Source organism: Klebsiella sp. OBRC7 (genome assembly GCF_000293135.1).
GTDB classification, from domain to species: Bacteria; Pseudomonadota; Gammaproteobacteria; order Enterobacterales; family Enterobacteriaceae; genus Klebsiella; species Klebsiella michiganensis.
Genome location: NZ_ALNJ01000100.1, coordinates 17,742 through 28,991, shown reverse-complemented (window position 1 = coordinate 28,991; position 11,250 = coordinate 17,742). Strand labels below are relative to the sequence as shown.

The following is an 11,250-nucleotide window of genomic DNA, read 5'->3' as shown; positions in this document are numbered from 1 at the left end:
CCTCAACTCAGGCAATGCTCAGCACAGAAACACGCCCATATCCTGACAACTATACACCACCAGCAAGTAACTCTATCAATGGCGGGAGTGAACCAGCTATTGATGGCCGTAATATTCAACCAGTACCTGCTGCAATTGCCAGTCCCGTTCCACTCACAAAAGAAGTCATTCCTTCTCGGCTGGAATATATCGTTGCGCCTGGCGTGAACACCCTCGTACCGATTTCGATTAACCAGATCAACCGGCTTGTTACACCGTTTGAACACCCTGTAGTGCAGAAAGTTAAACAGGAGGGTGTAACTGTAAATGTAAAAGATAACGCTCTCTACGTTTCCACCTCAGACAGTAACCCGGCAAGTCTCTATATCAGTGAGAAAGGTGACGAAAGTGTAGCGATCTCCGTGTCGTTAGTACCTCAGAAAATTGCACCGGTGCAAGCCACTCTCATGCTTTCACGAAAGCTGAACAACACGAGTACTTCTGGTGTTATGCCTGCGGCATATAACAACTATGGTGGAAGCGAAGTCAAAGCCAGGCGATGGGAACAGAAAGATAATTACATCGAGACGATTCGCAACATAATGCGAACCATCGCGCTTGGGGACATTCCACCCGGATACTCTCTGGGAAATCTCTCTTCAGGAGTTGGTATCCCGAACTGTAATTTCCGCACGGGTACTGACCAGGATCAGATTCGCTACTCCTTTGCAAATGGCCAGTATCTTCAGGGTAGTCAATTCAGTGTCATCATCGGCGTTGCACAAAACACTGGTTCATCAACAGTAATGGTTGATGAATCACTCTGCACCCATCCTCAGCTTGCAGCAAGAGCACTATGGAGTCGCAGCACTCTCCAGCCTGGCCAGCGAACTGAAGCTTACTTCGTTATCCGCAACATCCAGCCAAACGAACAAGCTAACGATTCCATGCGCCCTAAACTCGCGGAGTAAAATCATGCTTATCCCCTTAAAAGAGAAATGGGCCTCAATTTCAGCAAAGCATAAAAAATGGGTTTTATGGGCTGGCGTATTTACTTTCGCCGTTCTTTTTTTGCTCTTGGTTATACCCGACTCAGCTGGCCCCCGAAATCGAGCGCCACAAGAAAAAGTGATTGCCAGCGTCCTTACCGATGGTGATACCAATGGAGTTAGCCAGAATGCTATTGCGGCGCGAATTCGCGCACTCGACAAGACCATTAAAGAGCAAGGTCAACTGATTAAAACGTTAACCGAGAAATATGGTGCTGATCAGACAGCTCAGCGTCTTAGCAATCTGGAGAACAACCAGAAAAAATCAGGCGCTGAGGTTGCAGCTATTAAGAAACGCGTTGATACCGTCTCTAACCCTGTGCCTTACTCACAACAGTCTCGCGGAGCGACACCACTGGCTGGAAACGGCCAACGTAACGTCCCTACTCTGTATAAACCTGAAGAGATATCTGCCCCTTCAGTTGCGCCAAGAAACTCAGGAAGTTTCAATAACGGGAAAACATTACAGCGCGTATACGAAGATGCGGCCCCCCCTGTCGTACCGGAACCCGCAGCAAACCAGCGTCAGCAGAAAGGGAAGGATGGCAAAGCAGTACCAAGCCAGGCAACTCCTGAAATCATCACTGTACAGGAAGATATTGAAGCCGCACCCGTTGCTGACGAAGATGATAACCCCGAGAACCAGACCTACCTTCCTGCAACGTCGATCATAAGTACTGTTTTGATTGCGGGGATGGATGCACCAACATCTCGTGATGCACGAAAAGACCCTTATCCGGCGCTGGCCAGGGTGAAAAAGGATGCAATTCTCCCAAACCGTTTCCGTGCAGATATACGTGAATGCGGAATGCTTGCAGCTGGGTTCGGTGATTTGTCCTCCGAAAGAGCTTATTTCAGATCGGAAGTCATAACGTGCATTCGGGATGACGGTGCAGTTTTTGAAGCCCCACTCGTAGCCTACGCTGTTGGTGAAGATGGTAAATCAGGTGTTCGTGGTCGACTGGTTACCAAACAAGGGCAATACCTGGCACGAGCCCTGACCGCTGGCTTCCTACAGGCTGCATCTCAGCTCTTTAACGTACAGAGTATTCCGACAATCAGTATTAAACGCGATGGAGATAGTAGTGACGCTACTCCTTACCAGCAGGTTATGAGCTCTGACGCACTCCAGGGCGCAGCAGTTTCTGGCGTAGGTGGCGCATTGAATCGTCTTGCCGATTTCTATATGCAAATGGCCGGTGACCTTTTCCCTGTAATTGAAATTGATCCAGGCCGTAGTGTTGATTTTATTGTGCAAAAAGGGGTCATGCTGAAATTCACACGTGTTACTTCAAAAACTCAAACCGTTGGGGGCAAGAAATGATGACGAAGAAAATTGTATCGGCATTGTTTTTAGTTAGTGCCGGTTTTGCGATGTCGGGTTGCTCACTACTGGGCCAGAACGATGAATATGGATGCAAGGGAATGCCCAATTCGGTCACATGTATGAATGTCCGAGATGTGTATGCCCTGACCGATGGAGATGATTACCAGGAGCAGATTGACACCGCATCTGAAAACCAACTTTCGGGAAAGCCTGTGGAGGTTAAGCGGCTGCGCACTACAGCCGGGAACGGTGGACGGAATACTGCCGATGGTGGTCGATACGTCCCTGTGCCTGCTACTGCTGCTGATCCTCAACCCATCCGAACGCAATCTATCGTCATGCGGGTGCTGGTTGACCCCTATGAGACCGCAGATGGAGACCTTAACGTCCCTGGCTACGTCTATACCGAGATTGAGCCGCGTCGTTGGGAAGTCGGTGCAAGAAATAGTGCCACATCAACTGCTGTTATCAGACCAATGTCTGCACCGGTTGCCGCTGCTCCAGCACAATCCCAGGGTGAGACATCACAACCTCCTCAGAAAGGGAGTTACATTAAATAATTGTCCAGTAGTACCGGTATACCGGTACTACTTTTTTCATGTGCTGTATTCCTTGGTCGTCTTTTTAATACCCATCACTGAAAAGGTAAGCACATGAAACAAAAGTCATTATATATTGCTATTGTTCTGGCACTTCATTGTGCTGTAGCCGTGGCAGATAACTCAATCGATAGCACCCAAATTGACGAAGTTACTGTAAATGGTGATGGCAATAACATTTCAGGGCTAACACCCTGTGCAACCCCATCAAACTGTAAATCACCACTCGGCAACTCAAGTGTTTCAGGGAATAACAACACAATTACTTCGTTAACAAACTATATTATTACCGGAAGCAATAATGACTTATCATTTAGTTACGACCCAAGCCAATTCTGGAATGACTACGCCAATAGTTTCAATGTTTACGGGAATAATAATACTGGCACTGGTCTTTTTGATTTGAATCTGGTTGGGAGTGACAATAAAGTTCTAGGACAAAACCTTGCCGTTATGGGTTATAGCAATAACGTTTCAGGAAGTGCATTGCAAGTAATAGGCTCTTATAACGAACTGGATATGGTAGGTATGGGAGCAATTCTTGGTTCCAGAAACACTGCTACTAATTACGCTGGTTCTATAATGGGTACATTCAATACGGTGAGTGGTGGTTCCTACGCTTTGACTATCGGTTCCTTAAACAATATTACAGCTGCACCGATTAATGACCCCTCTGCTGTTTTTAAATTTGGCAACATCACAATCGGCACAATTAATACCATTGATTCCGACGAATCGATCGTGCTTGGCAACTACAATACTGTATCCGATGATAACGCAATTGTTATTGGTAATTATGCTTCTGCTTCAAATGGAGGTATTTCCATTGGGAACGGTTCATTCTCCAATAGTGCTGATACCGTATCGTTTGGTTCAGCTACGGTACAAAGAACACTGACTAATGTTGCTGATGGTTCCAGCCGGTATGATGCGGTGAACTATGGTCAGCTCATGAATTCCGTTAGTTCACTTCAGGCGTACACTGATAGTGCCATCAGTTCGTACCTTTCATCCATTGGCTCTGGCTCTAACACAACGCCACCTACTACAGGCGGAAATAACAATAACGGTACGGACGGCAGCGGGACAGGAAGTGGTACAGGGTCTGGTAGCAGTAACGACAATAGCCAGACTGCCACGGATACTAATACTTATACCGACGAGCGTGAAGTGTCGATCAACGCTCGTACCGACAGTCTAATTGCAACTGAAAGCGCATCCCGAGTTGCTGGCGATGCTCAAACTCTTGTAAGTGCAAACAGTCATACGGATGCCCGTGAATCTGTCATCAACTCAAGGACTGATTTCCTTGTCGATACTGAGCGCCAGTCACGGATTGATGGTGACCGACAGACCTTGGCTTCAGCTAATAGCTACACAAACCAGAAGTTCTCTGACCTTAAAAAGACGGTTGACCGTAATGATAAAAGAGCAAAAGCAGGCTCAGCAAGCGCAATTGCTATCGCTTCAATTCCCTTCCTCAATAACGTGTCGGGTTTTGGCATGGCGATGGGCGCGTACCGAGACCAGGGGGCAATTTCGGGAGGAGCGAATTACGCTATCAATGAAAAAGTAAACGTCCGCTTTAGCATGTCGGCTGATACAGCCGGTGGTGTTGGAGCTGGTGCAGGATTTGCGGTTGGCTTCCAGTAATAATAAAGCATAAATAAAAAGCCACTTTTTTGTGGCTTTTTATTTGGACTAATTGAGTAATTAAAACCGATATTAACATTTCATCACTTCCTTTTTTTGGGGACAGTTTGCAGCCCTTTTCCCTGCGGCAAAATAAATCAATATGTGAAAATGAAACCTCTCTCATTTGGAGCGGTTACTATGAACTTTATCAAACATGTCGCGACTGCGGCACTTTTGGTGGCACTTTCTGCATCAGCTTCTGTATTCGCCGATACAGTAAAAACAAACACCGGGAATATCGATACGATTTTCAATGAAAAAGCGTTCAAGAACATTCCTCAGAATTCGCAGGAAGTAAAACGTTTTGTCGTCCCTACTAACGGCATCATCGCACTAGAGATTGATGGGAAAGTTAATTTGCTGTCTTCTAATGGCCGCTTCGTTATACAGGGAACGCTCTATGACACATGGGCTAAAAAGCCTCTGACCACCATGAGCGAAATAACCAAGAACGCCAGCATCATTCCGATGAAAGAGCTGAACCTAAATATCGCGGACTTGCGCCCAGCCGTATGGGGCGATGGGCCTAAAAAGGTCATGATATTTACCGCACCTGGTTGTGAAGCCTGTGCAGCCCCACTTTCAGCACTTGCTGACCTCGACCCGAAAGAATTCACCGTTAGCGTTCTGTCGCTCGGAGCTCTGGGCCCGGCAAGCCAGCAGCGAAATATTGAATTGTATTGTGCATCCGACCGCTACCGCGCAGACCGCGCAATTATCAGCGGAAATTCCACTCAGAAATTCGACCAGGTAAAGAACTGCGATATGCAGGCTCTGGCTCGACGTGAAGTTACGGCTCAGATACTAGGTGTCAGCATGATCCCTTTCATTGTGCGTGATGACGGCTCCTACGTACTCGGCTCACCAAAACAAGGCCTCAAAAACTTTATCGAGAACAAGTAACACTTTCTTGGGAATCCTGGAGGCATTATGAGTGAATCTTTAATTTTTCAGCGACTCAAAAACCTGAAGCGTTTTTCTGACTTGTGTCCTGTACGTGCATATGACGAATCCAATCATTTGTTTATGTGCGACAACAAATATGTTGGTTTCGGATTTGTTTGTCGTCCCTTAAGCGGGACAACCGGCAAGGAGATGACTAACCTTCAAACGTTGCTGTCTTCCAACTTCCCCGCCAAAACTATCGTTCAGTTTGACCTGGTTGCAAGCCCAAACATCGTACAGAAAATTAACCGGATGGACGTATTGCGTATGGATTGCCGGGACGCAATCCTGCGTAACGCAATTTATAACCGCTCTAAATTCCTTTTGAAAAGCACCGAAACGCCGATGAAGCGAACCGGGACTCGCGTCCGAAATTGTGTGCTTCTCATTACAGTAAAAATTCCGATCAAATATAACTATGAAATGCGTGAAGAAGAATTCAATCACGTTAACGAGCTGCGGAATGTGTTCGAAACGACGCTGAGCATCACTGGTTTGTGTCCCGGTGCATTGACGCGTGAAAGTTACATCGATGTTCTGAGCTCCATTTGCAACCAGGGTGAAAGCGCCTCCTGGAGAGACCGGACGCCGGTACAGCCACAAGAAGACAAGTACATTTCAGAACAGTTAGTCGACCACGATCGCATGTTTTTCATTAAGAAAGACTATTGCGGTTTTGGTGATCCGACAGATTCCGAGCTTCGTGGAGAAGCACCTACACCGACAACGTTTGTGAAAACATTGAGTGCGCGAAAATTCCCGAAAAGATTCTTTCCCGGGCAAGCGCAATACTTTCTCGGCGATATGATGAGTGGTGTTACTGGAATTAAATCATCCTGCATCATCTCAATGAGCCTGATTTTCTTTGATCAGCAAAGTGAAAAAACTAAATTCACCTCGAAACGTAACTGGGTTGTTCAGCAAACCAGTGGCCCATTAATTAAGTGGGTTCCATCACTCATAAACTTGCGTGAGGGCTTCGATCTTCTTAGCGAAAAAGTTGATAACAACGACCCAATTTGCAAAGCCAAATTTACGGTATCAATCTTCTCTAACTCAAAAGATGGCGTGTTACGCGCTGCTCAGGAAGCTGCAAGTTATCTGAACACCTATCAGTTTAAGATGATCCCAGATACCTACTATGTTGCGCCAATTTTCCTGTCAGCTCTGCCAATGTTTAACGAAGCATCAGCAGAAAAGTCCATTGGCCGATATCGAACAATGGCACTCAGTGAAGCGATGGTACTTTCACCTCTCTATGCAGATTGGCAAGGTACAGACAAACCCGCCTTAATGCTGACATCGCGCTCTGGCCAGATCCAATCACTGGACTTGTTTGATTCTGATACTAACTATAACGCCTGTATCGCAGCTGAGTCGGGGTCGGGTAAGTCATTCCTGACAAACTACATTATCACCGCCTACAGAAGCCTCGGGGCTAAAGTCTGGTGTATTGATGTAGGTGACTCGTACAAAAATATCTGTGAGACCTACCAGGGCGATTATCTCGACTTCAATCCCAAAACCAGGCCATGTCTTAACTTCTTCGAACTGATCGAAGACTATTTCGGTGAGTCTGAAGATGATGACTCCAGTGGCGGTGAAGAAGATCTGATCATCGGATTGTTATCGGTGATGGCAGCTCCTAAAGAAGGTCTGAATTCATTCGAAGAGTCTCGACTTAAACAACATGTAGCTGATCTTGTCCGTGTACACAAGAAGCTGACCACCGTTGATATGGTTGCTGATTCACTGCTGAAAGATGAAGATAAAGACATTAAACGTATTGGCCATCAGCTCTATCCGTTCACGAGTGCGGGCCAGTACGGGAAGTACTTTGTTGGTAAGAACAATATCGACTTCAAAAATCCGTTCACTGTACTTGAACTTTCCCGACTGGAAAGTTCAGAACACCTTAAACAGGTTGTCCTCCTTCAGCTGATTTATCAAATCCAGCAGGACATGTTCATGGGCGACCGTAGCCAGATGAAGCTGGTCATTATCGATGAGGCCTGGGCATTGTTATCAGGAAATATCGGGGCGTTCATCGAGAAAGGTTATCGCCGGTTCCGTAAATATAACGGAGCTGCAATTACCATCACCCAGTCTATCAACGATATTTACAAAGATAGTATCGGGAAATCGATCGCAGATAACTCAGCCTTTATGCTCTTGCTGGGGCAAAGTGAATCCGCAGTGAACGAAGCTGAAGCAAATAAACGTCTGGCGCTGGACGAGGCTGGTTACCGGTTCCTTAAAACCGTTCGTTCCACGAAAGGTGTCTACTCAGAAATCTTTGTCATTTCTAAAGCGGGCCAGGGTATTTGCAGACTTGTGGTTGACCCATTCAGCTTACTTCTCTATTCGACTGACCCGAAAGACGTTGCCGCGATCAAAGACAGAAAGTCCCGGGGGATCAATACCGAAGAGGCTATCAACGAAATTCTGGTTGAGCGGGGGTTAGCCGCATGATTAAAACCGCTGCAATTGCGCTGCTTTTTGGTTTCATCGGAGCCGCCCTTTTTGGGCGGTTATTCCCACCAGCCTCGCCCTATGACTATGTTGCAGTCATCAACTTTATGGACGATAAAGGTCAACCGTTAGGTGAAGCCCAGTCAAGGCTGGTATTAGCCCGCGCTGAGAAACTGTCAGAGGCGGGGTATCTTGTGCTCAATGCCTCAGCCCTTTATAGCTACCCTACGGGGCTCAAGATCCCCCAGACCATCAACACTCAGCAATAGCGGTGGGCGAATGAATACACCCAAATCAGTATGGAGCTTAATATTTCGTAAAAAGCGAAGCTGGAGGCAACATATTGTTTTCAGCATCGTTGTTATTTTCTTAACCGCACCGCTGACGCTATACGTGCTTAACCGGTATGAGATTGGTATCGATCCACAAAATAACCAATGTCTTCCTCCGTACCGAATATATCTCGTCGATAAAATGGACAAATCAATCGTCAAAGGGAAAATTTACGCCTTTCATTCTGAGCTAATGCAACCATATGGCAAAGGGCTGAAAATTGTTGATGGCATTGCGGGAGACACAGTCTCCGTTGATCCCGAAGAGACTGCAATTAACGGCTCTATGGTCGGTGAGGGACTGGCATTAGCAGCAGAATCTGGCCATACCGAACAGGAGCTAACGCGTAGTGGTGTCGTACCGAATGGTCGCCTGTGGATGATGGGGCGCACCAGATACAGTTTTGATTCCAGGTACTGGGGATCATTAGACGAGTCACAAATTATAGGCCGAGCGTATCCATTATGGTAAAAAAAACACCTTTTCGACTTTCGATATTGGCATTTGTAACCGCTGTTGTTTTCACTCCAGTCTGGGCCGAAAACACTGGTATCTATTTAAGTGATCTGCCGTCAAGACCGGTATCCAACTTAGATAATATTCCGACAAGACCGGCTAATAACTACTCAGTCACTGACATTCAAAAAGCTAAGCGTCAATTATCTGCAACTGAAATGAAAGATATTGACAGTCTCATAAAAGCGGCTCGTGATAATCAAAATGCCACTGCCGACCGCGCTACTGACACGGTTAAAGATAATCGAAAAATGATGGGTGAAATGCCCGAGTATAAAAATACAGATGAACTAGTCGATGATGCGGTAAGAGGAGCGTTAGCAAAGTCTGATATGACTAACGAGAAACAAAATAAGCCAGCCGGTGATTTTATTTATATTCTCGTCTCCGCGTCTCTCAGCGATGCTGAAATCACCGACATTCTCAAGTTATACGATGGACGCACGGATATCGCTCTGGTTGTCCAGGGGGCAAAAGATAAAAAGAACCTGCTTGATGAACTTACCCACTGGCAGAAACTTTCCTTCGACTCCAAGTCTTCTCTGGCCGTAAACCTCGATCCAACTGTATTCAAAAACTACAACGTTAGTTCTGTACCGACCATTATCCATGAAAAAGATGGTGAGCTGGTGGCCAGGGTGACAGGCATCTATGACATCGCGTACCTGAAAGACAAGACCGGCGACCTTGGTGTGGCCGGGCCCGCTGTTGGGGTCGTAGAGAAGAACCTTATTGATGAACTACAGGAGAGTGTCGCTAAACTCGATTTTGATGGCATGAAGAAAAAGGCCATTGATAACTACTGGCCCCGCCAGGTTTTCCAGGAATTCCCGGAAGCGACAAAGCGAGCTACCAGAACCATCGATCCGACGGTCATTATCCCTCAAAACATTACTTCACCTAACGGCGATATCGTTGCAAAACGGGGGCGATTTAACCCGCTAACTGTGATGCCATTTACCATCAAGCTAATCTTTTTCGATGCACGTGAAGAATGGCAACGCCAGTTCGCCAGGTATCAGTTTGAACATACACCAGCCTCCCTCACGCCAATACTGGTCACGACAAACGTGTATGGTGATGGCTGGCAGACCTTCCGTGACACCAAGAAAGAATACGGTGACTTCGCAAGGCTATACATGATTCAGCCAGGCATGGCCGAACATTATGGTTTGATAAACGTGCCCAGCGTTGTGACAGCCGACAGTAAGCGATTCATTAATGATGAATATTCACGCAAAGATTTTGAGGAGCTGAAATGAAAAAAATTCTCTCAGTTCTGAAATCACCCAAGACCCTGGTGCTCGCATGTCTGGCTTTTACTATGCCGGTTTTTGCGGCTGACGTTTCATCACCCGTACAGAACAAGGTCTGTCATGATAACCAAGTCTTATCAGCGAAACTCATTACGGATGTTTGCTGGAACTGTATTTTCCCGATAAAGCTTGCCGGTATTAATCTGTCGATGACAGGTACTGCACCTGACAATGCAGCATCAGGGACAGTATGTGCCTGTAAGGATGGATTGAACGTCTATCACCCGGGTGTATTGACCGCGATGTGGGAACCGAGAAAGCTCATCGAGTTAACGAGAACACCCGGGTGCATGTCATCCCTAGGAGGGGTAACACTCGACCTTGGTAATGATTTGCAGTTTGGCCCGCAGACCGATGGAGCAGCCGAGGAACAGCGGGAGCGTTTCTCAATAAGTTTCTACAACGCACATATGTATGCTATGCCGTTATTAAGAATGTTGGATATGTATCTACCCGGTCAATGTAATGCCGACCCATACAGCGATTTTGATATCATTAATTTCACGGAGATTGACCCGACCTGGAATAATACGATGCTGGCATTCTTCCAGAACCCGGAATCAGCAGCTGTGGCTAACGTGATAGCAATGCAGGCTTGCGCCGGTGAAGCAGCGGCACAATTTGCAGGTAAACAGCCAATAGACTCACTTTGGTGGTGTGCCGGTTCCTGGGGTGGGCAGTATCCTTTAACTGGATCGGTACGGAGTATGGATGCCCCCAGAACAACCAGCCTGGTCGGGATCCGTATGCTGGCCGCAGAACATCGTCGTGGACTGGCCTACCGTTCGATGGGAAACGATACTGTTTGTCGCTCCAAGATTTACCCAACGTTGCCAAAGCAACAGTACAAATTGAATATGTTCTACCCTACCCCGGAGACAAAAAACAGTCATGAGGTCGGTGAGTCCCCATACCAATGGCAAGGTGGGCCTTTCCGTTATCCAACCGGTAAAGGCCAGGACAGCACCTACATGATTTTCCAGTGGGTAGATTGTTGCCGCACAATGTAATAAAAAAAC

10 protein-coding genes are annotated in these 11,250 nt (G+C 46.8%); all 10 read left to right on the top strand.

Translation table 11 applies throughout. The features are described 5' to 3' along the window. Positions 1 to 950: type-F conjugative transfer system secretin TraK (locus HMPREF1144_RS21180; RefSeq protein WP_042928188.1), on the top strand; the 950-nt coding region annotated here is incomplete at its 5' end. A gap of 4 nt (positions 951 to 954) precedes the next feature. Next, entirely contained in the window at positions 955 to 2,352 is a 1,398-nt protein-coding gene (locus tag HMPREF1144_RS21175) for a TraB/VirB10 family protein (RefSeq protein WP_007372227.1), read from the top strand. Further along, positions 2,349 to 2,915, top strand: coding sequence for a type IV conjugative transfer system lipoprotein TraV (gene traV, locus HMPREF1144_RS21170; RefSeq protein ID WP_016241587.1), 567 nt, complete (start codon positions 2,349 to 2,351; stop codon positions 2,913 to 2,915). The genes HMPREF1144_RS21175 and traV overlap by 4 nt, the downstream gene beginning before the upstream one ends. Before the next feature lie 93 nt (positions 2,916 to 3,008). After that, positions 3,009 to 4,607: a YadA-like family protein gene (locus HMPREF1144_RS21165; protein WP_007372228.1), complete on the top strand. Its 1,599-nt coding sequence runs from the start codon at positions 3,009 to 3,011 to the stop codon at positions 4,605 to 4,607. 180 nt (positions 4,608 to 4,787) lie between these two features. After that, complete coding sequence (locus HMPREF1144_RS21160; RefSeq protein ID WP_007372229.1) at positions 4,788 to 5,552, top strand: DsbC family protein; 765 nt, start codon at positions 4,788 to 4,790, stop codon at positions 5,550 to 5,552. Positions 5,553 to 5,579: 27 nt separating this feature from the next. Further along, positions 5,580 to 8,066, top strand: a complete 2,487-nt coding sequence (gene traC, locus HMPREF1144_RS21155; protein WP_007372230.1) for a type IV secretion system protein TraC — start codon at positions 5,580 to 5,582, stop codon at positions 8,064 to 8,066. After that, entirely contained in the window at positions 8,063 to 8,335 is a 273-nt protein-coding gene (locus HMPREF1144_RS21150) for a hypothetical protein (RefSeq protein ID WP_007372231.1), read from the top strand. Before traC ends, HMPREF1144_RS21150 begins: the two co-directional genes overlap by 4 nt. Positions 8,336 to 8,345: 10 nt before the next feature. Then, entirely contained in the window at positions 8,346 to 8,870 is a 525-nt protein-coding gene (lepB, locus tag HMPREF1144_RS21145) for a signal peptidase I (protein ID WP_007372232.1), read from the top strand. After that, positions 8,864 to 10,177 (top strand): TrbC family F-type conjugative pilus assembly protein, encoded by a 1,314-nt coding sequence (locus tag HMPREF1144_RS21140; protein WP_016241583.1) that lies wholly within the window; start codon positions 8,864 to 8,866, stop codon positions 10,175 to 10,177. The genes lepB and HMPREF1144_RS21140 overlap by 7 nt, the downstream gene beginning before the upstream one ends. Continuing rightward, positions 10,174 to 11,241 carry a TraU family protein gene (locus HMPREF1144_RS21135; protein ID WP_007372234.1) on the top strand — a complete coding sequence of 356 codons (1,068 nt, stop codon included), beginning with the start codon at positions 10,174 to 10,176 and terminating at the stop codon, positions 11,239 to 11,241. Before HMPREF1144_RS21140 ends, HMPREF1144_RS21135 begins: the two co-directional genes overlap by 4 nt. Positions 11,242 to 11,250 lie beyond the last annotated feature (9 nt).

Coding starts and splice junctions, on each gene's coding strand:
- HMPREF1144_RS21175 (WP_007372227.1), top strand. CDS start 955: ATGCTTATCCCCTTAAAAGAGAAATGGGCCTCAATTTCAGCAAAGCAT.
- traV (WP_016241587.1), top strand. CDS start 2,349: ATGATGACGAAGAAAATTGTATCGGCATTGTTTTTAGTTAGTGCCGGT.
- HMPREF1144_RS21165 (WP_007372228.1), top strand. CDS start 3,009: ATGAAACAAAAGTCATTATATATTGCTATTGTTCTGGCACTTCATTGT.
- HMPREF1144_RS21160 (WP_007372229.1), top strand. CDS start 4,788: ATGAACTTTATCAAACATGTCGCGACTGCGGCACTTTTGGTGGCACTT.
- traC (WP_007372230.1), top strand. CDS start 5,580: ATGAGTGAATCTTTAATTTTTCAGCGACTCAAAAACCTGAAGCGTTTT.
- HMPREF1144_RS21150 (WP_007372231.1), top strand. CDS start 8,063: ATGATTAAAACCGCTGCAATTGCGCTGCTTTTTGGTTTCATCGGAGCC.
- lepB (WP_007372232.1), top strand. CDS start 8,346: ATGAATACACCCAAATCAGTATGGAGCTTAATATTTCGTAAAAAGCGA.
- HMPREF1144_RS21140 (WP_016241583.1), top strand. CDS start 8,864: ATGGTAAAAAAAACACCTTTTCGACTTTCGATATTGGCATTTGTAACC.
- HMPREF1144_RS21135 (WP_007372234.1), top strand. CDS start 10,174: ATGAAAAAAATTCTCTCAGTTCTGAAATCACCCAAGACCCTGGTGCTC.